This window comes from Micromonospora sp. NPDC007220 (assembly GCF_040634035.1).
Lineage (GTDB): Bacteria > Actinomycetota > Actinomycetes > Mycobacteriales > Micromonosporaceae > Micromonospora > Micromonospora reichwaldensis.
Genome location: NZ_JBEYEU010000001.1, coordinates 95,054 through 121,553 on the forward strand (window position 1 = coordinate 95,054; position 26,500 = coordinate 121,553).

General features: G+C 74.3%; 24 protein-coding genes. 7 read left to right on the top strand and 17 right to left on the bottom strand.

What is annotated here, in order from left to right; genetic code table 11:
- The first annotated feature begins 120 nt into the window (after positions 1-120).
- Together ABZ573_RS00485 and ABZ573_RS00490 are read left to right on the top strand one after the other, a co-directional pair.
- Positions 121-3,003 (top strand): discoidin domain-containing protein, encoded by a 2,883-nt coding sequence (locus ABZ573_RS00485; protein ID WP_358114270.1) that lies wholly within the window; start codon positions 121-123, stop codon positions 3,001-3,003.
- A 178-nt stretch (positions 3,004-3,181) separates the two neighbouring features.
- Entirely contained in the window at positions 3,182-6,874 is a 3,693-nt protein-coding gene (locus ABZ573_RS00490; protein WP_358114273.1) for a discoidin domain-containing protein, read from the top strand.
- Between the two features lie 99 nt (positions 6,875-6,973).
- On the opposite strand, the gene ABZ573_RS00495 is transcribed toward ABZ573_RS00490, so the two are convergent.
- Positions 6,974-7,738, bottom strand: coding sequence for a crotonase/enoyl-CoA hydratase family protein (locus ABZ573_RS00495; RefSeq protein WP_358114276.1), 765 nt, complete (start codon positions 7,736-7,738; stop codon positions 6,974-6,976).
- Between the two features lie 40 nt (positions 7,739-7,778).
- Positions 7,779-8,696: an EamA family transporter gene (locus ABZ573_RS00500; protein WP_358114278.1), complete on the bottom strand. Its 918-nt coding sequence runs from the start codon at positions 8,694-8,696 to the stop codon at positions 7,779-7,781.
- Between the two features lie 166 nt (positions 8,697-8,862).
- Here ABZ573_RS00500 and ABZ573_RS00505 point away from each other — a divergent pair, with 166 nt between their 5' ends.
- Complete coding sequence (locus ABZ573_RS00505) at positions 8,863-9,714, top strand: Rieske 2Fe-2S domain-containing protein (protein WP_151457166.1); 852 nt, start codon at positions 8,863-8,865, stop codon at positions 9,712-9,714.
- A gap of 32 nt (positions 9,715-9,746) precedes the next feature.
- Here the strand turns inward: ABZ573_RS00505 and ABZ573_RS00510 are convergent, their stop codons facing one another.
- The 12 genes from ABZ573_RS00510 to ABZ573_RS00565 form a co-directional block, all read right to left on the bottom strand.
- Positions 9,747-11,021 carry a LysM peptidoglycan-binding domain-containing protein gene (locus tag ABZ573_RS00510; protein WP_358114281.1) on the bottom strand — a complete coding sequence of 425 codons (1,275 nt, stop codon included), beginning with the start codon at positions 11,019-11,021 and terminating at the stop codon, positions 9,747-9,749.
- Between the two features lie 15 nt (positions 11,022-11,036).
- Positions 11,037-11,468 (bottom strand): pilus assembly protein TadG-related protein, encoded by a 432-nt coding sequence (locus tag ABZ573_RS00515; RefSeq protein WP_358114284.1) that lies wholly within the window; start codon positions 11,466-11,468, stop codon positions 11,037-11,039.
- Complete coding sequence (locus ABZ573_RS00520; RefSeq protein ID WP_151456964.1) at positions 11,465-11,944, bottom strand: TadE/TadG family type IV pilus assembly protein; 480 nt, start codon at positions 11,942-11,944, stop codon at positions 11,465-11,467. Before ABZ573_RS00520 ends, ABZ573_RS00515 begins: the two co-directional genes overlap by 4 nt.
- Positions 11,929-12,312: a TadE family protein gene (locus ABZ573_RS00525; protein ID WP_225852454.1), complete on the bottom strand. Its 384-nt coding sequence runs from the start codon at positions 12,310-12,312 to the stop codon at positions 11,929-11,931. Before ABZ573_RS00525 ends, ABZ573_RS00520 begins: the two co-directional genes overlap by 16 nt.
- A 90-nt stretch (positions 12,313-12,402) precedes the next feature.
- On the bottom strand, positions 12,403-12,606 hold the full coding sequence (locus ABZ573_RS00530; RefSeq protein ID WP_358114287.1) for a hypothetical protein: 204 nt from the start codon (positions 12,604-12,606) through the stop codon (positions 12,403-12,405).
- 26 nt (positions 12,607-12,632) lie between these two features.
- The gene (locus ABZ573_RS00535; protein WP_358114290.1) at positions 12,633-13,514 is read right to left on the bottom strand and encodes a type II secretion system F family protein; all 882 of its coding nucleotides are present in this window, start codon (positions 13,512-13,514) and stop codon (positions 12,633-12,635) included.
- Positions 13,511-14,410, bottom strand: a complete 900-nt coding sequence (locus ABZ573_RS00540; RefSeq protein ID WP_358114292.1) for a type II secretion system F family protein — start codon at positions 14,408-14,410, stop codon at positions 13,511-13,513. The genes ABZ573_RS00535 and ABZ573_RS00540 overlap by 4 nt, the downstream gene beginning before the upstream one ends.
- Before the next feature lie 6 nt (positions 14,411-14,416).
- Positions 14,417-15,949, bottom strand: coding sequence for an ATPase, T2SS/T4P/T4SS family (locus tag ABZ573_RS00545; RefSeq protein ID WP_358114295.1), 1,533 nt, complete (start codon positions 15,947-15,949; stop codon positions 14,417-14,419).
- Positions 15,939-16,739, bottom strand: coding sequence for a ParA family protein (locus tag ABZ573_RS00550; protein ID WP_358114298.1), 801 nt, complete (start codon positions 16,737-16,739; stop codon positions 15,939-15,941). The genes ABZ573_RS00545 and ABZ573_RS00550 overlap by 11 nt, the downstream gene beginning before the upstream one ends.
- 2 nt (positions 16,740-16,741) lie before the next feature.
- Complete coding sequence (locus ABZ573_RS00555; protein ID WP_151456970.1) at positions 16,742-17,401, bottom strand: SAF domain-containing protein; 660 nt, start codon at positions 17,399-17,401, stop codon at positions 16,742-16,744.
- A 55-nt stretch (positions 17,402-17,456) separates the two neighbouring features.
- On the bottom strand, positions 17,457-18,329 hold the full coding sequence (locus tag ABZ573_RS00560) for a hypothetical protein (RefSeq protein WP_358116048.1): 873 nt from the start codon (positions 18,327-18,329) through the stop codon (positions 17,457-17,459).
- A gap of 107 nt (positions 18,330-18,436) precedes the next feature.
- The gene (locus ABZ573_RS00565) at positions 18,437-19,003 is read right to left on the bottom strand and encodes a hypothetical protein (protein WP_358114301.1); all 567 of its coding nucleotides are present in this window, start codon (positions 19,001-19,003) and stop codon (positions 18,437-18,439) included.
- A gap of 603 nt (positions 19,004-19,606) precedes the next feature.
- Between ABZ573_RS00565 and ABZ573_RS00570 the strand changes: the two genes are divergently transcribed.
- The gene (locus ABZ573_RS00570; RefSeq protein WP_358116051.1) at positions 19,607-20,359 is read left to right on the top strand and encodes an A24 family peptidase; all 753 of its coding nucleotides are present in this window, start codon (positions 19,607-19,609) and stop codon (positions 20,357-20,359) included.
- Between the two features lie 101 nt (positions 20,360-20,460).
- Here the strand turns inward: ABZ573_RS00570 and ABZ573_RS00575 are convergent, their stop codons facing one another.
- On the bottom strand, positions 20,461-21,099 hold the full coding sequence (locus ABZ573_RS00575) for a phosphatase PAP2 family protein (protein ID WP_151457589.1): 639 nt from the start codon (positions 21,097-21,099) through the stop codon (positions 20,461-20,463).
- Between the two features lie 262 nt (positions 21,100-21,361).
- On the opposite strand from ABZ573_RS00575, the gene ABZ573_RS00580 reads away from it, so the two are divergent.
- Both ABZ573_RS00580 and ABZ573_RS00585 read left to right on the top strand, forming a co-directional pair.
- Complete coding sequence (locus ABZ573_RS00580; protein WP_358116054.1) at positions 21,362-23,677, top strand: glycosyl hydrolase family 65 protein; 2,316 nt, start codon at positions 21,362-21,364, stop codon at positions 23,675-23,677.
- A 32-nt stretch (positions 23,678-23,709) separates the two neighbouring features.
- Positions 23,710-24,201: a GNAT family N-acetyltransferase gene (locus tag ABZ573_RS00585; RefSeq protein ID WP_358114304.1), complete on the top strand. Its 492-nt coding sequence runs from the start codon at positions 23,710-23,712 to the stop codon at positions 24,199-24,201.
- On the opposite strand, the gene ABZ573_RS00590 is transcribed toward ABZ573_RS00585, so the two are convergent.
- Together ABZ573_RS00590 and ABZ573_RS00595 are read right to left on the bottom strand one after the other, a co-directional pair.
- Entirely contained in the window at positions 24,145-24,651 is a 507-nt protein-coding gene (locus ABZ573_RS00590) for a hypothetical protein (RefSeq protein ID WP_132232336.1), read from the bottom strand. The genes ABZ573_RS00585 and ABZ573_RS00590 overlap by 57 nt on opposite strands.
- A gap of 115 nt (positions 24,652-24,766) precedes the next feature.
- Positions 24,767-25,384 carry a TetR/AcrR family transcriptional regulator gene (locus tag ABZ573_RS00595; protein WP_358114307.1) on the bottom strand — a complete coding sequence of 206 codons (618 nt, stop codon included), beginning with the start codon at positions 25,382-25,384 and terminating at the stop codon, positions 24,767-24,769.
- Between the two features lie 119 nt (positions 25,385-25,503).
- Here ABZ573_RS00595 and ABZ573_RS00600 point away from each other — a divergent pair, with 119 nt between their 5' ends.
- Positions 25,504-26,370 carry an SDR family oxidoreductase gene (locus ABZ573_RS00600; RefSeq protein ID WP_358114310.1) on the top strand — a complete coding sequence of 289 codons (867 nt, stop codon included), beginning with the start codon at positions 25,504-25,506 and terminating at the stop codon, positions 26,368-26,370.
- The last annotated feature ends 130 nt before the right edge of the window (positions 26,371-26,500 follow it).

Consider the following 26,500-nt stretch of genomic DNA (forward strand, 5'->3'; position numbering starts at 1 on the left):
GTCCCGGCCGTCGGCACCGCGGCACCCGCACCCGCACCCGCACCCGGGAAGGAGGTACGCAGCTCCATCGCCACGTTGTACCGCACGGGGGGACCACCGACGACAGGGAGAAGTTCGCCGATGCCCGACCACACCACCGCCACCCCGCACGCGCCCCCCGGAACCAGGACCCGGGCGGGTATCGCCGCCCTCGCCGGCCTCGCCCTCACCGCGACCTCGCTCACCGTCATCGCGTTGACCAGCACCGCCACCCCCGCCCAGGCGGCGGGGCTCTCGCCGTTCGACATCCCGGGGCGGGGCGCCACCGTCCCGTTCGTCGAGCAGGAGGCGGAGGAAGTCGCGCACACCGGCACGAGGATCGGCCCGGACCGCCGCTACGGCACGCTGCCGTCCGAGGCGTCCGGCCGGGAGGCGGTCACCCTCGACGCCGTCGGCGAGTACGTCGAGTTCACCCTCACCGCGCCCGCCAACGCGGTGACCTTCCGCTACAGCCTGCCGGACAACGCCGCCGGCACCGGCCGGGACGCCAGCATCGACCTGCGGGCCAACGGCACCCTGGTCAAGGCGGTGCCGGTGACCTCGCGGTACGGCTGGTACTACGGCGGTTACCCGTTCAACAACAACCCGGGCGACACCAACCCGCACCACTTCTACGACGAGACCCGGGCCATGTTCGGGACCACGTACCCGGCCGGCAGCAAGATCCGCCTCCAGGTCTCCTCGACCGCCCAGTCGCCGACCTTCACCATCGACCTGGCCGACTTCGAGCTGGTGGGCGCCCCGATCGCGAAGCCGTCCGGCGCGCTCGACGTGGTCACCGACTTCGGCGCCGACCCGACCGGGGCGACCGACTCCACCGCGAAGTTCCAGGCGGCGGTGGACGCCGGCAAGGCCCAGGGCCGGGCCGTCTGGATCCCGACCGGCACGTTCACCCTCTGGGACCACGTCGTCGTCGACGGGGTGACGCTGCGCGGGGCGGGACCGTGGTACTCGGTGCTCGGCGGGCGGCACCCGACCGACCGCAAGCGGGCCGCCGGCATCTACGGCAAGTACGTCCCCGGCGGCGGCTACAGCGGTGAGATCCGGCCGCACGAGGCCGGCGGACCCAGCCGCAACGTCACGCTGCGCGACTTCGCCATCATCGGCGACATCCGGGAGCGGATCGACGACGACCAGGTCAACGCCATCGGCGGGGCGATGTCGAACTCGGTGGTCGACAACGTCTGGATGCAGCACACCAAGGTCGGGGCCTGGATGGACGGCCCGATGGACAACTTCACCATCCGCAACAGCCGGATCCTCGACCAGACCGCCGACGGGGTGAACTTCCACTGGGGCGTCACCAACTCCACGGTGACCAACACGTTCGTACGCAACACGGGTGACGACGCCCTCGCCATGTGGGCGCAGAGCGTGCCGAACGTGAACAACTCCTTCACCCGCAACACGATCGGCGTGACGATCCTCGCCAACCACCTGGTGACCTACGGCGGGCGGGACATCAAGATCACCGACAACGTCACCGCCGACTCGGTCACCAACGGTGGCGGCATCCACGTCGCCAACCGCTACCCGGGCGTGACCGGCCCGACCGCCGTCTCCGGGACGATCACCGTCGCCCGGAACACGCTGATCCGCAACGGCAACTCGGACTACAACTGGCGCTTCGGCGTCGGCGCCATCTGGTTCTCCGCGCTCAACGAGCCCATCCAGGGCGCGGCGGTCAACGTCACCGACACCGACATCCTGGACAGCTCGTACGCGGCGCTGCACTGGATCGAGGGACAGTCCAGCGGGATCAGCTTCAACAACGTACGGATCGACGGCGCGGGCACGTACGCCCTCCAGGTGCAGGCGCCCAGCCAGGTGTCGTTCACGAACGTGCGGGCCACCGGGATCGCCCAGTCCAACCCGATGCACAACTGCGTCGGCAGCGGCTTCCAGATCACCCAGGGCACCGGCAACTCCGGCTGGTACACGTCGACGCCGTACTGCGGGCCGTGGCCCGAGCCGCAGTGGGGCGGCGGCCCCACCAGCCCGCCCCCGACGACGCCGCCGACCACCGCGCCCCCGACCACCCCGCCGCCCACCACGCCCCCGCCGACCACCCCGCCCCCGACCGGCGGGAACCTGGCGCAGGGGCGGCCCGTGACCGCGACGAGCGCCAACCAGAACTACGTCGCGACGAACACGGTGGACGGCAACGCGGCCAGCTACTGGGAGAGCGCCAACAACGCGTTCCCGCAGTCGCTGACCGTCGACCTGGGCGCGGCGCGCACCGTCGACCGGGTGGTGCTGAAGCTGCCCGCCGGCTGGGAGAGCCGGACCCAGACGCTGTCGGTGCTCGGCTCGACCGACGGCTCCTCGTGGGCCACCCTCGCCGGGTCGGCCGGGCGCACGTTCGACCCGGCCGGCGGCAACACGGTGTCGATCAGCGTGCCGGCCGGCGAGCGCCGGTTCGTCCGGCTGACCGTCACCGGCAACACGGGCTGGCCGGCGGCGCAGCTCTCCGAGTTCGAGGTGTACGGCGGCGGCACCACCACCCCGCCCCCGACCACCCCGCCGCCGACGACCCCGCCCCCGGCCGGGAACCTGGCGCTCGGTCGACCGGCCGCGGCGACCAGCCACGCCGACGTGTACGTGGCGGCCAACGCGGTCGACGGCAACCCGAACACCTACTGGGAGAGCGCCAACAACGCCTTCCCGCAGTCGCTGACGGTGGACCTGGGCGCCAACCGGACGGTGTCCCGGGTCGTGCTCAAGCTCCCGCCGTCCTCGGCCTGGCAGACCCGCACCCAGACGCTGTCGGTGCTCGGCTCCACCAACGGCTCGTCGTTCACCACCCTGAAGGCGTCCGCCGGCCACACCTTCAACCCGGCCAGCGGCAACACGGTCACCGTGACCTTCGCGGCGACCAGCCAGCGGTACCTGCGGCTGACGTTCACCGGCAACAGCAGCTGGCCCGCCGGCCAGCTCAGCGAGTTCGAGGTCCACTCCAGCTAGCCCGATGGCCCCCGCCCGTCCCGGCGGGGGCCGTCCCGGTCCCGGGCGGCCCGGCGCAGCGCCGCCCCGACCTCCGCCCCGCACCGTCCCCCACCTGTCGCGGCACGACGGGCGTACCCCTGCGCCCGTCACCGGGCAACGCACCCGCACCCCACCCCCGAAAGAGGTGTAGCGACCCATGTCCAGAAACGGCACCAGACCCGGGACCGCGCCGGCCGGCGCGCCCCGTCCCGTCCCCCGGTCGACCCGCCCGGCCAACCGGCGGCTGCTCGCCGGCGTGCTCGCCGGGCTGCTCCTCACCGCCGTCCCGGCCGTCACCCCGGCTGCCGCCGCGCCAACGGCGGACCCGGCCGCGACCGCCGCCCGCGCCGCCCTGCTCGCCGGGCTCTCCGCGACCATGACCGCCAGCAGCCACAACCAGAACTACGTGGCGAGCAACGCCAACGACGGCAACGCGGCCACCTACTGGGAGAGCGCCAACAACGCGTTCCCGCAGTGGATCCAGGCCGACCTCGGCGCCACCGTCACCGTCGACCGGGTGGTGCTCAAGCTGCCGCCCTCGTCGGACTGGCAGACCCGCACCCAGACGCTGTCGGTGCTCGGCTCCACCAACGGCTCGTCGTTCACCACCCTGAAGGCGTCCGGCGGCCACACCTTCAACCCGGCCACGGGCAACACCGTCACCGTCAGCTTCACCGCGACCAGCACCCGGTACGTGCGGGTGCAGGTCACCGGCAACACCGGCTGGCCGGCCGCCCAACTCTCCGAGGTCGAGGTCTACGGCGCCGCCGGGAACCCCGACACCCAGGCGCCCAGCGTCCCGGGCAACCTCGCGTACACCCAGCCCGCCAGCGGGCAGATCCGGCTCACCTGGTCCGCGTCCACGGACAACGTCGGGGTCACCGGCTACGACGTGTACGCCAACGGCGCGCTGCGCGGCAGCGTCAACGGCTCCACGCTGACGTACACCGACAGCCAGCCGGACAGCGCCACGGTCTCGTACCACGTCCGGGCCAGGGACGCCGCCGGCAACCAGTCGGCGAACAGCAACACCGTGACCCGGACCGGCACCGGCAACCCGCCGGTCGGCACCAACCTGGCGGTCGGCAAGCCGATCACCGCCTCCGGGCACGTGCACACGTTCGTGGCCGCCAACGCCAACGACAACAACGTGGCCACCTACTGGGAGGGCAGCGGCAACCCGAGCACGCTGACCGTGCAGCTCGGCGCCAACGCCAGCCTCAGCCAGGTCGTGCTGAAGCTGAACCCCGATTCCGCCTGGGGGGCGCGTACCCAGAACATCACCGTCCTCGGGCGGGACCAGGGCTCCTCGACCTTCACCACCCTGGTCGGCGCGGCGAACTACGCCTTCAGCCCGGCCAGCGGCAACACGGTGACCATCCCGGTCTCCGGCGCGGCGGCCGACGTGCGGCTCTCGATCGCCTCGAACACCGGCGCCCCGGCCGGTCAGATCGCCGAGTTCCAGGTCATCGGCACCCCGGCGCCGAACCCGGACCTGACCGTGACCGGCATGTCGTTCAGCCCGTCCGCGCCCGTGGAGACGAGCACCGTCACGCTCTCGGCCACCGTCCGCAACGCCGGCTCGGCGGCCTCCGGCGCCACCAACGTCAACTTCTACCTCGGCACCAACCGGGTGGGCACCGCGCCGGTCGGCGGCCTGGCGGCCGGCGCCTCGGCCACGGTCACCGCCAACATCGGCAACCGGGACGCGGGCAGCTATCCGCTGAGCGCGAAGGTCGACGAGTCGAACACCGTCGTCGAGCAGGACGACACCAACAACAGCTACACCAACCCGAGTCCGCTGGTGGTCAGCCCGGTCGCCAGCTCCGACCTGGTCGCCGCCGCGGTCGCCTGGTCGCCGGGCACCCCGGCGGCCGGCAACACGGTCACCTTCTCGGTGTCGATCCGCAACGCCGGCAGCGTGGCCTCCGCGTCGGGCGCGCACGGCATCACGCTCACCGTGCTCAACGAGGCGGGCACGGTCGTGCGTACGCTGACCGGCTCGTACTCCGGGGTGATCAACGCCGGGGCCACCGTCGGCCCGGTCAACCTGGGCACCTGGACGGCCGCGAACGGCAAGTACACCGTCCGGGTGGTGCTCGCGGCCGACGGCAACGAGCTGCCGGTCAAGCAGGGCAACAACACCAGCGACCGGGCGCTCTTCGTGGGGCGCGGCGCCAACATGCCGTACGACATGTACGAGGCCGAGGACGGCGTGGTCGGCGGCGGCGCCAGCGTCGTCGGGCCGAACCGGACCGTCGGTGACCTCGCCGGTGAGGCGTCCGGCCGGCGGGCGGTGACCCTCAACTCGACCGGCAGCTACGTCGAGTGGACCACCCGGGCCAGCACCAACACCCTGGTCACCCGCTTCTCCATCCCGGACGCCCCGGGCGGCGGCGGGATCAACTCGACGCTGAACGTCTACGTCAACGGCGCGTTCCACAAGGCCATCGACCTGACGTCCCGGTACGCCTGGCTCTACGGCAACGAGGCCAGCCCGGGCAACTCGCCGAGCGCGGGCGGACCGCGGCACATCTACGACGAGGCCAACGTCATGCTCAACTCGACCGTGCCGGCGGGCAGCAGGATCCGCCTCCAGAAGGACCCGGCCAACACCACCACGTACGCGATCGACTTCATCAACACCGAGCAGGTGGCGCCGATCGCGAACCCGGATCCGGCGCGCTACGCCACGCCGACCGGCTTCACCCACTCCGACGTGCAGAACGCCCTGGACCGGGTGCGGATGGACACCACCGGCAACCTCGTCGGGGTGTACCTGCCCGCCGGCAACTACTCCACCGCGTCGAAGTTCCAGGTGTACGGCAAGGCGGTCAAGGTGACCGGCGCCGGCCCCTGGTACACCCGGTTCAACGCGCCCTCCGGCCAGGACAACACCGACATCGGCTTCCGGGCCGAGAACTCGGCGGCCGGATCGTCCTTCGCGAACTTCGCCTACTTCGGCAACTACACCTCGCGGATCGACGGGCCGGGCAAGGTGTTCGACTTCTCCAACGTGTCGAACATCGTGATCGACAACATCTGGAACGAGCACATGGTGTGCCTCTACTGGGGCGCGAACACCGACCACATGACGATCAAGAACTCCCGGATCCGGAACATGTTCGCCGACGGCATCAACATGACCAACGGGAGCACCAACAACCTGGTCAGCAACAACGACGCCCGGGCCACCGGCGACGACAGCTTCGCGCTGTTCTCGGCGATCGACGCGGGCGGCGCCGACATGAAGGACAACGTCTACGAGAACCTGACCTCGACGCTGACCTGGCGGGCCGCCGGCGTCGCCGTCTACGGCGGCTACGGCAACACGTTCCGCAACATCTACATCGCGGACACGCTCGTCTACTCCGGCATCACCATCAGCTCGCTCGACTTCGGCTACCCGATGAACGGCTTCGGGGCGAGCCCGCCCACCCGGTTCGAGAACATCTCGATCGTCCGGGCCGGTGGGCACTTCTGGGGCGCGCAGACCTTCCCGGCGATCTGGGTCTTCTCCGCCTCGAAGGTGTTCCAGGGCATCCGGGTCAGCGACGTCGACATCGTCGACCCGACCTACAGCGGCATCATGTTCCAGACCAACTACGTCGGCGGGCAGCCGCAGTTCCCGGTCACCGACACGGTCTTCACCAACGTCTCCATCAGCGGAGCCCGCAAGAGCGGTGACGCCTACGACGCGAAGTCCGGCTTCGGCATCTGGGCCAACCCGATGCCGGAGACGGGGCAGGGCCCGGCCGTCGGGTCGGTCACCTTCAACAACCTGCGGCTGAGCAACAACGCGGTGGACATCCAGAACACCACCACGACGTTCACCATCAACCGCAACTGACCCACCCCGGTCGCCCGGGCGGCGGCCGGTCCACCGGGCGGTGCGGCCACTCGACACCGAGTGGCGGCACCGCCCGGCCCGTCGAGATGTCCCGCCCGGTCAGTCGGCCGGGTCGCCGTGCCGACCGGCGCCGGCGGCGAACCGGGCCGCCCCGGCCGCCGCGTCGGCGGCCAGCGAGGCCATCCCGTACGCCAGTTCGCCCGCCATGGCCTCCGGCTCGGGCCGGCCGGCGCCGGCGAGCAGCGCCGCCCGGTCGTTGCGCAGGCAGGTCTGCGGGTGCCGGGCGATCTCGGCGGCCAGCCGCTCGGCCGCCGCCCGGGACTCACCCGGCGCGACCAGCCGGTTGACCAGGCCCATGGCGTACGCCTCCTCGGCCGGCACCGGCCGCCCCGTGAGGATCAGGTCCATCGCCCGGCTCTCGCCGATCAGCCGGGGCAGCCGGACCGTGCCCCCGTCGATCAGCGGCACCCCCCAGCGGCGGCAGAACACCCCGAGCACCGCGTCGGCTTCGGCGACCCGCAGGTCGCACCAGAGCGCCAGCTCCAGCCCGCCGGCCACCGCGTGACCGGAGATCGCGGCGATCACCGGCTTGCTGAGCGTCATCCGGGTCGGACCCATCGGGCCGTCCCCCTGCGCCTCGACCCGGTTGCCGCTCGGGGTGCCGATGGCCTTCAGGTCGGCCCCGGCGCAGAACGTGCCGCCGGCCCCCCATAGCACGGCCACGGAGGCGTCGGGGTCGGCCTCGAAGGCGCGGAACGCGTCGGCCAGCGCCCGTGCCATCGGCCCGTCGACCGCGTTGCGGGCCGCCGGGCGGTCCAGGATCACCGTGGTCACCGCCGCGGCGCGTTCGACGCGTACGCCCATGCCGACAGCATGCCCCCGGCGGTGCCGGCGGCGCCAGGCGTCAGGGCGCGGCGGGCCGCTCCCGGCGGACCAGGGTGGCGCCCAGCGCGGCGCCGACCACGCAGGCCACCCCCGCCGCCTGCGGCCAGGCCAGCAGCTCGCCGAGCAGGACCAGCCCGACCAGCGCCCCGATCGCCGGCTCCAGGCTGAGCAGGACCGCGAAGACCCGGGCCGGCATCCGGCGCAGCGCCGCCATCTCCGCCGAGTACGGCAGCACCGACGACAGCAGCGCCACCGCCGCGCCCAGCGCGAGGGTCCACGGGTCGAGCAGCGCCGTACCGCTGCCGGCGACCCCGAACGGCAGCACGGCCAGCGCGGCGACGGCCATCCCCAGCGCGAGGCCCCGGCTGCCCGGCACCCGGGCGCTGACCGCCTTGCCGAGCAGCACGTAGCCGGCCCAGCCGACCGCGACGGCCACGCAGCACAGCAGCCCCAGCCGGTCCATCCCCGTCCCGCCGAGCCCGCTGATCAGCAGCACGCCGCCGCCGGCCAGCGCCGCCCACGCCACGTCGGCGAGCCGGCGGCTGCCGGCGAGCGACACCAGCAGCGGCCCGGCGAAGCCGATGGTGACCGCGACGCCCAGCGGCACCCGGTGCAGGGCCGCGTAGAAGGCGAGGTTCATGACCGCCAGGGCCAGCCCGAACGCCCCGACCAGACCGGCGGTACGCCAGCCCAGGCGCAGCCCCGGCCGGACCAGGACCAGCAGGATGAGCGCGGCGAAGCCGAGCCGCAGCGTGGTGGTGCCGCCGGCGCTGGCGCTGCCGAAGAGCTGCTTGGCGACGGCCGCCCCGACCTGGGTGGAGAGCATGCCCAGCAGCATCAGCAGCGGGGGCGGCACGGCCCGGGGCTGCCCCAGCGCGACGCTCAGTCGGCTCGCCGGTCGACCGGCCGGCAGCGGGCGGGAGGAGAGTGCGTACACCCGGACCACAGTGGTCGTGGACGGTGCGGCCCGCGACCGGATTTCCACGCCCGCCGACCTCGGTGGGGACGTCCCGTTACGGGCCGGTGGGGGCGCGACCACGTACCGCTGCGGATCCGTCACCGCCGACCGGTTTGCGGGGGCTCCTGCCGGGAAGTCGGTACGGGTGCGAGCACTCTTGACGAAGATCGAGCAGGCATCCGGGCTGGACCGGGTCGGCGACCGGTTGCAGCGTGCCGTCCAGGCCACCCTCCGACCGCAGCGGGTCCGCGACCTGCTGCACGGCGTCTGGCTGGGCCATCCGCTGCACCCGGCGATGGTGCAGGTGCCGGTGGGCGCGTGGATCAGCACGGCGGTGCTGGACCTGATGCCGGGGCAGCGCCGGGCCGCCGCCACGCTGTGCGCGGTGGGCACCGTCAGCGCCCTCCCGGCTGCGGTCACCGGCCTCAACGACTGGGCGGCACTGGCTCGTGACCAGCGCCGGATCGGCCTGGTGCACGCCGCGTCCAACAGCGTCGGCCTGGCGTTCTACGCCGGCTCGGTGGCCGCCCGGATGACCGGTCGGCACAACCTCGGCCGTACGCTCGGCTTCCTCGGGCTCGGCGCCGCCAGCATGGGGGCCTACCTCGGCGGGCACCTGGCGTACAAGCAGGGCGCGCAGGTCAACCAGAGCATCTCCGAGCTGCACCGGATGAGCGACGGCTGGCACTCGATCGCGGACATGGCTGCCCTGCCGGAGCGCACGCTGATCACCCGGGACGTCGACGACGTCTCGGTGATCCTCTACCGGCACGGCGACGAGGTCACCGTGATGCTGGAGCGCTGCCCGCACCAGAGCGGCCCGCTGGGCGAGGGCGAGGTGCGCGAGATCGACGGGCACGACTGCGTGGTCTGCCCGTGGCACGGCAGCGCGTTCCGCCTCAACGGCGGCGAGGTCGTGCACGGCCCCTCCGGCAACGACCAGCAGATCCTGCCGACCCGCGTCGTCGACGGCGTCCTGGAGACCCGCCTGCCCTGACCGGCGCCCGGCGGCCTCCCGGCCCCCGGGAGTCAGGGGCGGCGGTGGCGGCCGATCGCCGTGTCGTGGGACGAATCCGCACGGGTCCGGCCGTGGCCGGTCGGAACGCTGTCGTGGGTACCGGTCCCCGTGCCCCGGTCGACTCCGATCGCGCTGCCGCGTGGGGTGGTGCGGATGTCCCGGTGACCCGTGCCGCGCCTGGCCGTGGTGGTGCCGCGCGCGGTGCTGCCCCGGCGGGCGGCGGCCGTGGTCCGGGCCGCGCCGGCCGGTACGTGGGCCGGGCGGCGGCGCAGGCCCAGGACCGCGCCGATCTGCGCGCCGACGATGCTCGCCACCGCCAAGACGGCGGAGACCGCGAGGGGCCGGTTCACCCGGTCAGGCTCGCCGGCGCGGGCGGCGCCCACCGTCACCGTCGGGGCCTGACCGGCGTCCCTCTCCGCCGGGGGCGGCACCGGGGCCTCGGCAGCCGGCGGGGGCGGCGTGGCCCGCTCGGGAGCGACCTTCCCAGGTGCCGGCTGCGGGGCCGGCCGGGCGGGCGCGGGCGAGGTCGGGCGGGCGACGAGGCGGCCGGTCGCGTGCCGGCGGGCACCCCGGTCCTCGGCGTCCCCGGGCAGCCTCAACAGCTGACCCGGGTGGATCCGGTCGGGGTCGCCGAGCCGGTTCAGCTCGGCCAACTCCCGGTAGTCGGCGAACTCGTCCAGGTAGCGCTGGGCGACCGCGCCCAGGTGGTCGCCCCGGGCCACCCGGTAGACCGCCACACCGTCGTCCGAGGCGGATGAGGTCACGGGAGCGGACGAGGCGACCGGGGTGGACCAGGTGTGCGCGGCCGGACCCGGCCAGGCGGCCTCCGCAACCACCGTCCGCGCGGTCGCGGGCGGTGCCGCCGGCAGGGCGTACGGGCCGGCGACCGCCGCCGCACTCGCCGCCGGGCTGGCCGCGAGGACCAGCGCGACCGAACCGACCAGCGCGGCGGCGGCCCGTTGCTGGCGACTCATCCCCGGCAGCCGGGGCGCCGGCCGGCGCAGCGCCTGCGCGCAGAGTTCGACCAGGACGGAGAAGGCGAACGTGGCCCAGCCGAACCAGCCGGCCAGCGCCAGCGCCCGCAGGAAGAGCCGCCCGTCGTCCCGGCTGGTCAGCGTCGAACCGATCTCCGCGACGCTGGGCAGGTGGTCGGGCAGCGGGTTGCCGGCGAGGGCGAGCAGCGCCACCGGCGCGCCGACCAGCACCGCGCAGAGCACGACGAGCGCGCCGAACCCGGTCAGGATGCGTCCGGTCCGCCGTACGACGGAACGCCCCGATGCGGCCATGGCTGCCTTCCCTTCCTACGGTGCCCCGGTGAGCGGCCGCGCGGTCGCCTCACCGGAGACGGTGACGGTCTCGTCGAAGCCGAGCAGGCCGAGCATGGATCTGCGGTGCGTGACGGTGACGCGTACCCGGACCCGGGTCTCCCCGTCGACGACCGGGAAGCTGACGGTGTGGCCGGCGGCGCCGGCGGCGGCGAGATAGCCGGCGACGGCCCGGCGGGCCTGGGGGCGGTCGATCCGGGTCGGCCCGCCCTCGATGGCGGTGGCCCGGTCGATGGCCTGGCCGCCGGCGCGGGCGGCCTCGGCCGCGAGGTTGTCGGCCCGCTGCAACGTGCGCAGCTGACCCGCGCCGTCGAAGGCCAGACCGATGACGGAGAGGACGCCGACCATCGCCACCGCGAGGAAGATGCTGACCCGGCCCTCATCGTGCCGACCGGCCACGGCGGTCATCCCCGGCTCCGGTAGCGGTCCAGCGGCGACGTGAAGTTCGCCGACACGCGCTTGCCGGCGGGCATCCCCGGCAGGACGGACAGGTGCAGGTCCCCGTAGGAGACGGTGCAGGCGACCCGGACGGTGACCGAGGCGTCCTGCCCGGCCGGGCTGCGGAACGCCGCGTCGAAGCTGGTGGGGGCGCCGCGTACCGCGCCGCTGAACGTCACCTCGGGAGTGCCGGCGCAGTTCAGGCCGCGCCAGTCGAGCTGCCGGCGGGCCGCGTCCCGGGCCTCGGCGCGGGCGGTGCGGGCGTCCCGGGAGATCGAGGCGGCGCGGGCGGCGTCGTGGGCAGCGGCGTCGATCGCCTCGGCCGCCACGGCGGTACGCCCGGCGACGCCGGCCAGCACGATCAGGGCGATGAACGCCGGGGCGAGCACCGCCACCTCGATCGAGACCGAGCCCCGCTCGGCGGTACGGCTCACGGCGCGGTCCACCGTTCCACGGTCCCGTGCGCGGTCTGGTGCACCGGGAAGGTGACCCCGGGTACGACCGACAGGGACCGCCCGCGCACCGTGCAGGTCACCTCGGTCGCGGTGGTCTCGCAGCTCGGTGCGGGGTCCTTCCAGCCGACCAGCCAGCCGCCCGAGGCTTTCAGGAACCGGACGGCCCGCGCCTCACCGGCCCCGGGCGGCGCCTGGTGCAGCCGCTGCGCGTTGACCGCGCTCTGCGCGGCGTTGAGCGCGGTGGAGCGGGCGACGAACCAGGCCGCGGCCTGGATCGAGGCGAAGAGCAGCAGCAGGATCACCGGCATCACCACCGCCAGCTCGACCGGGTTGGCCCCCCGGTCGACTCCGCCGGCCACGAGCCGCCGGCCGGCAGCCGCGACGGGACGCCGGGCGGCGGTGGCCGCCCGGCGCCCCGGGGTGGGGTCTGCTCGGCGCACGGCCCGGCGTTACTTCGGGTCCTGGTGCTTCGGGATGTTGTCCATCCAGTCGTTGGCGGCGCCGAGGGCGGCGGCGGTGACCGCCATCGCGACGGCGACCAGACCAAAGATGATCACTGCGGTCGGTACGGGGCTGTCGCCCCGCTCGCCGTCCTCGCGCAGCTCGGCGAGGCGTGTCGACAGCGCGACGTGCAGTCGGGTGATGACGGACATGACGTGCTCCTTCTCTCGGGGGCGGATCACAGGCGGGCGATGAACGGATAGACGGCGAAGCCGAGCAGGACGAAGACGAGCAGCGCCCCGGGGATGTCGAGCCGGCTGGTCACCCCCTCGGCCCGGGCCAGGTTGTCGGTGCGGATCTGGTCGCGCAGCGAGTCGGCGCGGCTGCGCAGGGTCTCGTGCACCTGCGCGCCCTCGCTGCCGGAGGAGCGCATGATCGCCCCGACGTCGCCCAGTTCCGGGATGCCGATGCGCTCGGCGAGGTCGCGAAGCTCGTCCCACGGCGAGTGCATCTGCATCTGCGCGATCCGCAGCGACTCGGAGATGCGGTCGAAGACCCAGCCGTCGCAGACCGCCGCCGCCCGCTCCAGCGACTGCACCGGCCCGTGCGCGGCGGAGAGCTGGAGGGCGACCAGGTCGAGGTAGGTGCAGACCGCCTGGCGGAACTCGTCGCGCGCCTTGTCCGCCCGGTCCAGCACCGACCGGTGCGCGATCAGGGCGCAGAGCAGCGCCAACCCGAGACTGCCGAGCACGGGTACGACCACCGGCAGCCGGATGCCGACGGCGAACAGGGTGACGCCGAGCAGCGTCGGCGCGGCGAGCCCGATCAGCGCGGAGAGCAGCATCGACAGGGCGTACTGCTCGGGCGTCCGGTCGATCAGGGCGAGCTGCCGGTACGGTGGCCGCAGCCAGCGGGACAGCCCGGTGAGCCACTCCAGCCGCCGGTCGGCGGGCGTGGCGAGCTGCCCGGCGCCGGCCGGTTGGTGCAGCCGGCGCAGCGCGGGCCCGAGCGCGGGCGTGGCCGGCACCAGCTCGCGGACCACCAGGAAGGCGCCCAGCCCGATCGCCGCCCCGCCGCACACGGCGACGGCGAGCTGCCAGTTGAGGACGACCGTACTCATGGGGCTACCTCCTCCGGGTCGGGAGCCGGCAGGAAGCGGGCCGGCCGGCGGGGCTGGCTCATCGACCGCACCCAGGCCAGCAGGCCGACGAAGGCCGCGCCGAGCGTCGCCATCACGAGCTGCCCGAAGGGCGTGCCGTACGGGCTCACGTACTCGGTGTTGAGCAGCCCGTACGCGACGGTGGCCAGGGTCATCCCGGTGAGGAAGCGGACCGCGAACCGGGGCTGGGTGCGCTTCGCCTCGATCTCCCGGCGGGTGGCCACCTCGGCCGCCGCCGCCCCGGCGATCGAGCCGAGCACGTCGCCGAGGCGTTCGCCCCGGTCGGTCACGTGCAGGATCAGCGCCGCCACCACCTGGTCGCAGACCGGGTCGCCGATCTCGTCGGCGAAGGCGAGCAGCGCGGAGCGGGCCAGCCAGCCGGCCTGGAGGCGGGCGGCGAGCAGCCGTACCTCCTCCTGGATCTCCTCGGGCGCGGTGGCGACCGTACCGATGATCGTCTGCTGGAGTCCCTGGCCGGTGGCGGAGACGTCCTTGAGCCGGCGGGTCCACTCGCCGACCGCCTCGATGCGGGCGATGGCCCGCTGCTCGGCCTTGCCGACGGAGAACAGCCACGGGGTGCCCGGGACGGCCACCGCGACCAGCAGACCGACCACCGGCAGGCCGGTGACCAGGAAGGCCAGCGCACCCGCGACCAGGGCGGCAACCAGCAGCGCCTGGTGGGCCCGCTGCTCGCGCGGGGTGACGCCCGGGCCCTTCCAGAGCCGGTCGAGCCCACGGCCCGCGCCCGGGCCACCGGGCGGCCGGCGGGTGCCGACCAGCGCGACGACCGCCAGCAGCAGCCCGGCCACGCAGGCGGCGCCGGAGGCCACCGCGACGAGTTCGACGTTGTCCAGCACCTCCGGTCACCGCCGCCCGAGCCGGGTCTGCCGGGGCCGCCGCCACGCGCCCGTGCCGGCCTCGATCCACCGGCTGAGCAGCCGGGCGTCGTAGCCGACCCGGAGGAGTTGGGCGCGCACCCGCTCGGGCAGGTGCCGGGGTACGGCCCGCCCGTCCGGCCCGGGCCCGAACACATGGGTGGTGGTGATCCGGTTGCCGTCGCCGACGCCGATGACCTCCTCGACGTGCGAGACGAAGCGGTGCTTGCGCCCGCCGATCGCGGTCTCGTCCTCGACGGTGACGTAGACGATCAGGTCGAGCGCGTTGCCGGCCATCCGGCGGGCCTGGTCGACGGTCATCTCCCGGCCGTGCGCGAGCGCCAGCTCGATGATCCGCTCGCTGACCCCGGCGGGCGTACGGGCGTGGATGGTGCACATCGAGCCGCGGCTGGTCGTCATGGCCTGGAGCATCGGGACGATCTCCCGGGACCGGACCTCGCCGACGATGATCCGCAGCACGCCCATCCGCAGGGAGACCGGGATCAGGTCGGCGATGCTCACCTCGCCGGCCGGGCGGCCGTCCGCCCCGCGTTCGCCGTGCCCCTCCCGGGCCTCGAAACTCATCACCGCCCGGTGCTTGAGGCGGCGGCGGGCCGGCAGCAGCTCGCGGCTCTCCTCCAGCAGCACGTACGGCTCGTCGGCCGGGATCTCGTCCATCAGCGCCCGGATCACGGTGGTCTTCCCGGCGCCCGCGAGGCCCGCCACCATGATGTTCAGCCCGGCGCGCATGGACGCGCGGAGGAAGTCGCGCACCAGCGGGTCGATCATCTCGTCCAGGTCGCCCCTGGCCCCGGCGAGGTCGTCGAGGCTCACGTCCAGCGTGTTGTGCTTGCGGATCACCGCGTACGGGCGGTGGCTGACCAGGAACACCGCGGCGAGCCGGCTGCCGTCGGGCAGTTGCAGGTCGAGGGTGGGCTTGGACGTCGACAGCGAGCGTTCGGTGGCCCCGGCCCGGCGGGCCGCCGCCTGGAGGATCTCCACCAGCTCGTCGTCGCTGTCGGCGATCGGCTCCACCCAGTCGACGCCGCCGCCGTGGCGGGTGACGCGCACCTGGTCGCAGCCGAGGATGTGCACCTCCTCGATGGTGTCGTCGACCAGCAGCGTCTGGAGGCGGCCGAGCCCGGCCAGTTCGGCGGTCACCTGGTCGAGCAGGAGCCGCTCCTCGCCGGCCGCCATCGGGGTGCCGGCCCGGCGCACCGCGTCCGCGTACTCGGCGACCACCGTCACCGCGAGCCGGGCGCGCTCGGTGTCCTCCTCGTCGACGGTGAACTCCCGGCCGCGCTGCCACAGGGCCAGCCGCTCGCTGAGTTCCCGGCGTAGCTCGCGGACCACCTGGAAGTCGACCCGGGGCCGGGGCGGCGGCTCGGGCCGCGGCGCGGTGACCGGCACCGGCAGCGGGAGGGGATGGTGGCGTCCGTTGGGCGGGGCCAGCGGCGGCGCCGTGGAGGTGGCGCCGGGCGGCTGCCGGCGCGGATCGCCGGAGACCGGTTCAAACCGCATCCGGCACCCCCTGCGGCACGGGCCAGGTCAGCCGGGCGCGCCGGCGTTCCAGCATCGCCCCGACCGGCACCTCCAGGGCCCCGGCCGCGCGCATCAGGGGCCGACCGGCCCGCACGGTGCCGCCCAGGCCGAGCACCTCGGCCGTACGCGGATCGTGCGGCATCCGGGCGATCACCGGCAGCCGCAGCGCCTTGCTGACCTCGCCGCTGCCGTGGCCGTCGCCGACCAGCAGCAGCCGCAGGGTGCCCGGCGGCACCCGGTGCTCGGCGAAGTCCCGCTCGATCGTCCTGGCCATGGCCCGGGTGCCGGAGAGGTCGGGGAGCCGGGCGCCGCTGACCAGCAGCACCACCGAGGCGGCGCGCAGGATCGGCCACGGTGGACCGACGACGTGCAGCCGCCCGCAGTCCACCACCACGTCGTACGGCGGGTCGCCTGACTCCAGGCTGCCGAAGAAGTCGGCGAAGCGCTGCCAGAGCGGGATGACGCTGCCGGCCTGGGCGGGATCGACGACGCCGGGCAGCAGCAGCCGCTCCCGCTTCGGCGCGTCCAGGTCGACCAGTTGCGACCAGAACGCCGACTCCAGGTTGCCGTCGCGCAACTCGCCGACCGCCAGTTCGCCGATGCCCCGGGGGCCGTCGAGCGCGCCGCCCAGGTAGCCGGCGAGGATCGACCCGCCGGCCGGGTCGCACTCGGCGAGCACCAGCCGCCGGTGCCAGGTCAGGGCGCACGCGAGGGCGGCGGTGGTGACGCCCGGGGAGCCCTTCGCCGACACCAGCGCGATGATCGCCATGGTCAGGCCGCCTCGGTCAGTACGAGAGCGATCCGCTCCTGGCTGGACAGCGCGACGACGGCCGGCACGTCCCGGACGGCGAGTGCCAGGTAGACCACCACCTCGTCGTCGTCGTCCGAGGTGACGGCGTCGATGACCGTCGCCTCGAACCGGGTGGCGGCGCCCGCGGGGCGGTCGTCGTCCCCGTCCGGCGTGCTCACCAGCAGGATCTTGTCGCCGGGGTGGAGCCTGCGGGCGGGCACCTCGGCGGGGCTCAGGCCCAGCGCGAGCTGCTGCTGGCCGGGCCCGAGCAGCGGGTCGTCGGTGAGCTGCGCCATGGTCAGCAGCGTGCCGGGGGTCAGCGCCACGGCGGCCCGCTTGCCGACCACCTCGTCGAGCCGCCCGGCGGGCACCGGGGAGAGCCCTTGGCCGCCGGCCACCTGCACCGGGACCAGGTCGTCGGCGCTGACCTGCCGGCCGACCTCGACCGGCCGGGCCACCGCCAGGTAGCTGCCGGTGGCGCGTACGGAGGTGACCGCGAACGCCGCCCCCAGGCCGCCGAGGGCGATCAGCAGCACGGCCAGGCCGAGCAGCCCGGGCCGCATCCGCCGCTGCCGCACCACCCGGGGCGGGGCGACCGGCGCGTCCACCGGCCCGGTTCCGTTCCGGGTCGCCACACTCACCGGACCATCTCCGTTCGCGACTGCGGGGCTCGCAAGATCGGCTCACTCCTCGCGCTCACTGGGCCACCACCTGAAGTTCGTTGATTCGGACCGGGACCGTTCCCGTGGTCCGGTTGACCGGGATGACGCCGCTCTGGCCGCCGCCCTGCCAGGTCACCGTCCAGTAGGTCGTGGCCCGCACCCGGTAGTCGCCGGCCTTCGGGTAGCCCTGGTAGCCGCAGTCGGGGGAGGGGCGGCCGGCGAGCGGGCCGTCGGCCCGGTACGGCGTACCGGCGCCGGAGCAGGTGACCTTGCGGCCGTTGCCCATGTTCCAGACGATCCGGTCGAACTTCGCCGTGATCCGTACGGTCAGGCCCCGCTCGCTCTCCGATGCCCGCTGGGTCGGCCCGAAGTACTTCCGGTCGTCGTTGCGGCCCCACATCCAGACCGGCAGCCCGACCAGGCCGGGACCGTTGCTGCGGCGGGGGGCGACCGCGATCCGGGGCGCCGCGATGGTGATCTTGGCCAGCGCCCGCCGGGCGAGTTCCTCCGGGTCGGGCGGCGCGCCGAAGCCGGGCGGCGGGGCGTCGCGCAGGACCGTGGTCTGGGAGCCGAGGTCGCCGCCGTTGCAGGTGCGCACGTACCACTGCTGGCCCTCGGGGGCCTCGGGCTGCGGTTCGGCGAGCTTGTAGTAGCAGCCGTCGCCGTTGTTGAACCAGCCGAGCACGCTGTCGTAGCACTTGACGGTGCGGCCGTTCCACTGGCACTTGGCGGCGCCGCCCCCGCCGCCCGAGTCGCCGCCCCCGCCGTCGTCCCCGCCGCCGCCGGGGCCGCCCGGGGTGCCGGGATCGTCGTCCCAGACGCTGCAGTCGCTCTGCCCCGGCGGGCACTCCGCGCCGGGGTCCGCGCGTCCTGCGGCGATCGCGGGCACGGCCGCCCCGAGCGCCAGCAGCAGGGCCAGGGCGGCGCCCGCGAGCGACCGGCGGGCCGTTCCATCCCGGCCGCCACCGTCGGCGGTACGGGCGTGGGCCGCCCCGGCGTCCCGTCCCGCCCGCGTCAGCACGGCTGGTCCTCGTGGGCGGCGCCGGCGCTGATCAGCCAGCGGCCGTCCGGGTAGCGGGTGGCGGTGGCGGTGGCCAGGTGCCGCGTCCCGCCGGTGCCGGGCACGACCCGCTTGTCCCTGGCGTAGACCAGCCGGTAGCCGGTGGCGTCCAGGCAGTCCTGGATCTCCACGGTGGGTGGGCTCGAATCCAGGCTCACCGAGGTCACGGTCGGGTCGGAGACCAACGTGCCGGTACGCATCGCGCCGTGCTCCTTCGCCTTGCGGATGGTCAGCCGGACCCGGGTCAGCAGTGGGTCGGCGAGGAACCGGGACAGCTCCGGATGGTGGGGGTCGCCGCGCCCGCTCGCCTTGCGGGAGGCGGCGAGATATCCGGCGTACGCGGCCAGCGCCGCCTTCCTCGCCGCCTGCTCGTCGGCGGCCCGGTGGGTGGGGGCGGGGGCGTCCCCGGCGGTCGCCGCCCGGGGGGTCGGTCCGGGCGCGGCGCCGCAGGCCGGCGCCGCGCCGAGCGTCGCGATGGCGAGCAGGCAGGTTGCCCACCGGCTGAACCGCCGTCCGCGCACGTCGTGCCTCCTCGGTGGCGACCCGGGGCCGGTCTCGGCGGCCTCCGGGCATGCGGCGGCGTGACCGGATGGGGTCGTCCGGACCTGTCGGAAAGCGCCGACGCATTTGCCGTTACGGATCTCTACAAAAGCGTTGTCCCGCGTCGTCCCTGTCTTTTCGCTGTGGGTTGCACCACACCCAAGGGGCGAGCATAGGCTGACGCTCGCCGATGCAACAGAGGCAATTCGTTCAAACACTCTGAGTGATGACAGGTGGTGGCGGCGGGTGGTCGGGGCCGGTGCGGGCGGGGCGGGCGGCGGGGATCGGTGGGGCGCAGGCGTGGGAAGCGCGCGCGGTGGGCGAGGCGTCGTCGAGGCGGCCGGTGCGTGTCCCGGACGTGGTGTCTGGTCCGATCCGTCCCCCGCGCCGACGTGTCGCTATTTCGCCATGGTGGGATTCCCGCCTATTCGGATGCGCCATTTCCGCGCCCAACGCCGCGCATTGCGGGGGAGGAGTGCGGGCCGTTTCGCCCGTTACCGGAAGTCGTCCATGGCGCTACCCTGCGTGGTTGTCGTCGGTGCGGGTCTCCGGGGGCGGTCGTGGCGCTGACCGGGCCGCCAGCGGTGGCGGAGCCGGCCGCACCGAAGGTCGCCGCGCGCGGGGCGCGGCTGCTGGCCGTACTCGCGCTCGCCCCAGTGCTCCGGCTCGCCGTGATCCGGCACGCCGTACCACCGGGGGTGGCGACCCGGACCGGGTGCGACGCGTGCGGCGCCCCGGTCGGGCTGGCCCGGCCCTGGCCGGCGCTGGGCCCGACGGCGCGGTGCGGGCGGTGCGGGGCGCGCGTCGGCCCGCCGTCCGGCACGGTGGAACTCGCCCTCGCGGCGGCCGTCGGGGCGTTGGTGCTGCTCGGGCCGCCCCCCGCCGTGCTGGTCGCCACGGCCTGGTGGCTGGGCTGGGCGATCCCGCTGGTCCTCGTCGACGCGGCCGTGTGCCGGCTGCCGGACCGGCTCACCTGGCCCGCCGCGGCCGGGACCTGGCTGCTGCTGGGGCTGGCCGCCCTCGCCGGGGCCGGCCCGGCGCCGTGGCTGCGCGCCACCGTGGCCGGCGTCGCGCTGGCGCTCTTCTTCGCCACCACCACGCTGCTGCTCGGCCGGCGCGGCTTTGGCCTCGGCGACGCCAAGCTGGCGCTCGGCGTCGGCGCGCTGCTGGGCTGGTACGGCTGGGCGGTCCCGGTGGCCGGGCTGGTGCTCGCCCTGCTGCTCTCCGGGGCGGTCGGTGTCGCGCTGCTGGCCGCCCGCCGCGTCGGCTGGCGCAGCCACCTCCCCTTCGGCCCGTTCCTCGTCCTCGGCGCCCTCGCCGCCCTCGTCCTGCTCTGATGCCTGCGGGCGCAGGCCGCCCGCGCTCCTCCGCCTGGCCGGGCGGCCTCCCGTCCACGCAGGCCCTCCGTGCGGGCGGGTGGCCGCCCGGCCAGGAGCGGTCAGCGGCGGGACGTCGGGGTGGCCGGATCGCGGACGGGGCGCTCGGCCTGGCGGGCGCGGCGGTGCAGCAGCCCGGCGGCGGGGCGGGCGAACAGCGGGGTGAGCAGCGCGGCGAACAGGGCGCCGAGCAGGACACCGGCGACCACGTCGTGCGGGTAGTGCACGCCGACGAAGGTGCGGGAGAACGCGGCCAGCGCCGCCAGCGGCAGCGCCACCAGGCCGACCCGGCGGGACAGCAGCAGCGTCGCCACCGCCAGGCCGCCCGCGATCGTGGAGTGGTTGCTGGGGAACGACCAGTCGCCCGTCGGCGGGCACTCGCCGGCGATGATGGCGAGTTCGGTGGCGATCGCCCGGCAGGGGCGTTCCTGGTCCACCACGGTCTTCAGCAGCTCGCTGCACCCGTACGCGAGCACCACCGGCGCCGGCGACACCAGGGCGTACGCGCGGTCGCGCGGCCCGCCCCCGAGCCGGGACACGGCCGCGATCAGCCACAGCGCGCCGAGCAGCAGGATTGCGCCCTCGGTGAAGTGCTCGGCGAACCACTGCACCGGTTGCGGGGTGTCGGCGGCGAAGTCGACGATGTCCTGGTACCACTCGACACTGATCTTCGGAACGTCCGACGTGTCCGCATCAATCATGATTCACCTCACGGATCGTTCATACCTCGTTTAGCTCCCAGACAACCCTGGAATACCTGGAAGTCGGGCGCAGTGTGCATTGGTCGGGTGGTGGCCCCGACTTTCGTCTCAGCGACCTCTCAGCCCCATCTGCTTCGATTGACCCGGTACGTCGGACTTCCCTGGAGGCGCTGTGCACGAAACCCCCATCACCGATCGGCCGCCGACCGGGCAGGTCACGGGGGGCGACGAGGCCTGGCGGATCCGGCGTACGGAGGCGGACATGGACCGCCTCGCCGAGACCGAGTCGATCTTCGCGTTGGGCAACGGCTGGGTCGGCTGGCGCGGCACCCTGGACGAGGGCACTCCCTACGGCATGCCCGGCACCTACCTCAACGGCTTCCACGAGCGGCGCGAGCTCGACTATCCCGAGGACGGGTACGCCTTCCCGCAGTTCAGCGACACGGTGATCAGCGCGCCGAACGCGGCCCTGATCCGCCTCTGGGTCGACGGCGAGCCGCTGGACGTGCGCACCGGCACCCTGCGCACCCACGAGCGGGTGCTCGACCTGCGTGCCGGGGTGGTCGAGCGGCACACCGAGTGGATCTCGCCGGCCGGGCACGGCGTACGCGTTCGCAGCGTCCGACTGGTCTCCCTGCCCCGCCGTCCGGTGGCCGCCGTCCGGTGGTCCGTCGAGCCGTTGGACGGCACGGTCGAGGTGCGGGTCTGCGCCGACCTGCTCGCCAACGAGCGGGTGCCGGAGCGCGCCGACGACCCCCGCGCCGCCTCCGTGATCACCGACCCGCTGGCCGCCGAGTACCGGCACTCCGACGGGCACGACGGCGTCCTCGTCCACCGCACCGGGCACAGCGGCCAGCGGGTCGCCGTCGCCGTCGCGCACGACGTGCACGCCCCGGACGGCTTCGCACCGGGCGTCGACTGCACCCCCGACCGGCTGCGCCTCACGCTGACCGGGACGCTGCGCGCCGGCGAGCGGCTGCGACTGACCAAGTTCGCCGCGTACGAGTGCACCCCGGTGGACGGCCTGCCCCCGGAGGAACTGGCCCGACTGGTCGTCGCGGAGGCCGACGCGGCCCGCGCGGAGGGCTTCGAGACCCTGCTGACCGGCCAGCGCGCGGCGCTGGACGCCGCCTGGCAGACCGCCGACGTCCAGCTCGACGGCGACGACGAGCTCCAGCAGGCCATCCGGTTCTCGGTGTTCCACCTGCTCCAGGCGGGCCGGGCGGACGGCGACCGGACCATTCCCGCCAAGGGCCTGACCGGCAACGGCTACGACGGGCACGTGCTCTGGGACACGGAGGGCTACGTCCTGCCCGTGCTGACCTACCTCGACCCGCCGCTGGCCCGCTCGGCGCTGCGCTGGCGGCACGCCCACCTGCCGGAGGCCCGCGAGCGCGCGGCGGAGCTGCGGCTGACCGGCGCGACCTTCCCGTGGCGGACCCTCGGCGGGCGGGAGTGCTCCGGCTACTGGCCGGCCGGCACGGCCGGGCTGCACCTCAACGCCGACATCGCCGACGCGGTGCTGCGCTACGCCGCCGCCACGGGCGACGAGGAGTTCCTCGCCGGGCCCGGGCTGGAACTGCTGGTCGAGACGGCCCGGCTCTGGCACGGCTTCGGCCACTGGTCCGACACCGGCACCTTCCACCTGCACGGCGTGACCGGCCCCGACGAGTACAGCGCCCTGGTCAATGACAACGTCTTCACCAACCTGATGGCCCGGCGCAACCTGCGCGGGGCCGCCGACGCCGCCGAGCGGCACCCCGGGGCGGCGGCCCGGCTCGGGGTCGAGGCGGCCGAGGTGTCGGCCTGGCGCGCCGCAGCCGACGCGGTCTTCGTTCCGTACGACCGCAAGCGGGGGGTGCACCAGCAGTCGGCCGGCTTCACCGAGCAGCCGGAGTGGGACTTCGCGGACACCTCGGACGACGACTACCCGCTGCTGCTGCACTTCCCCTACCTGGAGCTGTACCGCAGGCAGGTGGTCAAACAGGCCGACCTGGTGCTCGCCATGCAGCGCTGCCCGGGGGAGTTCACGGCCGACGAGAAGGCCCGCAACTTCGCCTACTACGAGGCGCGGACCGTCCGGGACTCGTCGCTGTCGGCCTCCCCGCAGGCCGTGCTCGCCGCCGAGGTCGGGCACCTCGACCTGGCGTACGACCTGTTCGCCGAGTCGGTGCTCCAGGACCTGGCGGACCTCGGCGACAAGACCGGCGACGGGCTGCACCTGGCGTCGCTGGGCGGGGCGTGGCTGGCCCTGGTGCAGGGCTTCGGCGGGCTGCGCGACGACCGCGGGGTGCTCTCCTTCGACCCCCGGCTGCCGGCGGCGATCGACCGGCTCGCGTTCCACCTGCGCTGGCACGGCCACCGGCTGCGGGTCACCCTCACCGCCGACGAGGCCCGCTACGAGCTGCCGGACGCCGACCCGGAGACCGGCATCGAGGTGTGGCACCACGGCGAGCCGCTCCGGGTCACCGGAGCCGGGCCGGTCACCCGGCCGATGCCCGAGGTGCCCGACCCGGGGCCCGAGCCGCCCTCCCCGCCCGGCCGCCGCCCCACCCGCCGCTCCGCCGGCGACCACTGAGGCGTACGGGCGCAGCTCGGTAGGGTGGCGCGGTGTCCGATCTTCAGCGGCTCGCCGCCCACCACGCCGACGCGCTGCTGCGCTTCGAGCGGGAGAACCGGGAGTGGTTCGCGCGGTCGGTGCCGGACCGGGGCGACGCATACTTCGCCGACTTCGCCGCGCGGCACGCGGGGCTGCTCGCCGAGCAGGAGAGCGGCACCTGCCACTTCCACGTCCTGGTCGACGCCGACGGGGAAGTGCTGGGCCGGTTCAACCTGGTCGACGTCGCCGACGGCGAGGCCGAGCTGGGCTACCGGGTGGCCGAGCGGGCCGCCGGGCGCGGGGTGGCGACCGACGGCGTCCGCCGCGTCGTGGCACTGGCCCGCCGGGCGTACGGGCTGCGCCGGCTGACCGCCGGAACCACGCTGGACAACGCGGGCTCGCTCGCGGTGCTCCGGCGTACCCGGTTCACGCCGGTGGGCGAGGTGTCACTCGACGGGCGCCCCGGGCTGCGGTTCGCCCGCGGGCTGACGGCCGACGACTGACGCGCCCGACATCCGCTGCCGGACGGTCTCCAGCGCCTCGAAGGCGTACGCCCAGTTGTGGCACTTGAAGCTGCGCAGCCCCTCGATCGCGGTGCGGCAGTCGGTGCAGCGCACCCCGGCGATCGCGTCCGGGACCTCGGTGTTGACGTACCTGCGGTCGCCGAGGATGACCGTCGCGATCATCATCCGGTCGTGTACGCCGGAGAGGGCGGAGGAGACGATGTCGTACCAGTTCACCCGGCGGCCGCACTTCGGGCAGTCCGGCTCGTCGCCGCTGACCCAGAGCGGGGCGCCGATGCTGCGCAGCGGCATGCCGAGCAGCTTCTCGATCCGGCGTACGTCCGACTCCGGGGTCGTCCACCGGTGCCTGCCGGGCAGCGAGGCGGGCGAGTCGTAGACGGCACGGAACAGGACCGGGTCGACCTCCACGGTCTCGCGCTGACTGGTCATCGGCGTGCCTCCTCCACGGTCGGTGCCCGCGCCCGGTGGGGCGGGTACGACCGGATCAACGACGACCGGGGGTCGGGTGTTGTCCGCCCGGTGCCGCGGGATCCGCCGCAGGGGCCTACGGCTGGTGGGGCCGCAGGCCGCGCAGCGCCGTGTCCACCACCTGGTCGGCGTACCCGTGCGTCAGCGGGCCGGTGCGCTGGAGCCACCGGTTGAGGACCGGCCCGAAGATCAGGTCGACGGCCACGTCGAGGTCGACGTCCTCGGCGAACTGGCCGGCACGCCGGGCTGCGCGCAGGCGTTCCTTCTTCAGTTCCCGCATGGGCCCGTCCAGCCGCTTCGCGTAGTCGGCGGCGAGGGCGGGGTCGTGGACGATCTCGGTGTGCAGGGCGCGCATGGGCAGGTCGTAGCGCGGGTCGTTCAGCTCGTCGACGACGGCCCGCAGGACCAGCTTCAGGTCGGCGGCCAGGTCGCCGGTGTCCGGTAGGGCGCCGCCCTGGCCGTCCTGCCCGCCGTCGGTCGTGAGCGCGAGGAAGGCGTCGAACAACAGGGCGCCCTTCGAGGGCCACCAGCGGTAGATCGTCTGCTTGCCGACGCCGGCGGCGGCGGCGATGCCCTCGATGCTGAGCTTCGCGTAGCCCACGTCGCCGACGAGGTCGAAGGCGGCGGCGAGGATGGCGCGGCGTGCCGTCTCGCTGCGACGGCTGGAGTCGGGGGCGACCTTCTGCGTGGGCACGGGCCCAATCTAGCAAGAGGATGAGACGAGACGGTCCGTCTTGACAGTGGGGCCCGGTCGGGTAGGGTCACTCCCGTCAACAAGACGAGACGGTCCGTCTCGCTAGGGAGGGAGTCCCCATGGAAGCCTCAGCCACCGCCGCGCCGCGGGTCTGGTTCGTCACCGGGGCCAGCCGTGGCCTCGGCCGCGCCTTCACCGAGGCCGCGCTCGCTGCCGGCGACCGGGTCGTCGGCGCGGCCCGGGACGTCTCGCCGCTCGACGACCTCGCCGCCCGGCACCCCGACCGCCTGCTGGCGCTGCGCCTCGACGTCACGGACCGCGCGGCGGTCCTCGACGTCGTCGACGAGGCGGTACGGCACTTCGGCCGGCTCGACGTCGTCGTGAACAACGCCGGGGCGCTCTACATGGGCATGATCGAGGAGTTCACCGAGGCCGAGGCGCGCGCCCAGCTGGACCTCAACTTCTTCGGCGCGCTCTGGGTCAGCCAGGCCGTCCTGCCGCACCTGCGCGCCCAGGGCGGCGGGCACGTCGTGCAGGTCTCCAGCATCGGTGCGCTCGGCGGCTTCTCCAGTACGGGGCTCTACAGCGCGAGCAAGTTCGCGCTGGAGGGCATGAGTGAGGCGCTGGCCGCCGAGGCCGCCGGGTTCGGCGTCAAGGTCACCATCGTCCAGCCGGGCGGCTACTGGACTGACCTCTACACCAGCAGCACGGCGGCCGCGCCGAACCCCGCCTACGACCCGCTGCGGGAGGAGTTGGCACGGCAGTGGGCGGAAGGGTCGATCGACAGCGAACCCCGGCTGGCCGCCGAGGCGCTGATGAAGCTCGTCGCCAGCGACGACCCGCCGCTGCGGCTGCTGCTGGGCAGCATGGTCTACGACCTCGCCTTCGACATCTCCAAGCGACGCATGGACGTCTGGGCCGGCTGGGAAGAGGTGAGCCGCGCCGCCGAGCAGGCGGTCCCCGCCCCGGGCGCCGGGCCGGCCTGACCGCCGCCGGGCGCGGGAGGGCGGGGCGCACGGTCGCCCACGGTCGTGACGCTCACCACGCGCGTGGGAACTCTTCCGTGGCGGAAGAGTAGGGTTCGCCGCGCCGTGCGACCCCGGTGACCGGGCGACG

Coding starts and splice junctions, on each gene's coding strand:
- ABZ573_RS00490 (WP_358114273.1), top strand. CDS start 3,182: ATGTCCAGAAACGGCACCAGACCCGGGACCGCGCCGGCCGGCGCGCCC.
- ABZ573_RS00590 (WP_132232336.1), bottom strand. CDS start 24,651: ATGACCAGTCAGCGCGAGACCGTGGAGGTCGACCCGGTCCTGTTCCGT.
- ABZ573_RS00485 (WP_358114270.1), top strand. CDS start 121: ATGCCCGACCACACCACCGCCACCCCGCACGCGCCCCCCGGAACCAGG.
- ABZ573_RS00550 (WP_358114298.1), bottom strand. CDS start 16,739: ATGGCGATCATCGCGCTGGTGTCGGCGAAGGGCTCCCCGGGCGTCACC.
- ABZ573_RS00510 (WP_358114281.1), bottom strand. CDS start 11,021: ATGGCCGCATCGGGGCGTTCCGTCGTACGGCGGACCGGACGCATCCTG.
- ABZ573_RS00545 (WP_358114295.1), bottom strand. CDS start 15,949: ATGCGGTTTGAACCGGTCTCCGGCGATCCGCGCCGGCAGCCGCCCGGC.
- ABZ573_RS00530 (WP_358114287.1), bottom strand. CDS start 12,606: ATGTCCGTCATCACCCGACTGCACGTCGCGCTGTCGACACGCCTCGCC.
- ABZ573_RS00600 (WP_358114310.1), top strand. CDS start 25,504: ATGGAAGCCTCAGCCACCGCCGCGCCGCGGGTCTGGTTCGTCACCGGG.
- ABZ573_RS00495 (WP_358114276.1), bottom strand. CDS start 7,738: ATGGGCGTACGCGTCGAACGCGCCGCGGCGGTGACCACGGTGATCCTG.
- ABZ573_RS00575 (WP_151457589.1), bottom strand. CDS start 21,099: ATGATTGATGCGGACACGTCGGACGTTCCGAAGATCAGTGTCGAGTGG.
- ABZ573_RS00580 (WP_358116054.1), top strand. CDS start 21,362: ATGGACCGCCTCGCCGAGACCGAGTCGATCTTCGCGTTGGGCAACGGC.
- ABZ573_RS00535 (WP_358114290.1), bottom strand. CDS start 13,514: ATGAGTACGGTCGTCCTCAACTGGCAGCTCGCCGTCGCCGTGTGCGGC.
- ABZ573_RS00515 (WP_358114284.1), bottom strand. CDS start 11,468: ATGACCGCCGTGGCCGGTCGGCACGATGAGGGCCGGGTCAGCATCTTC.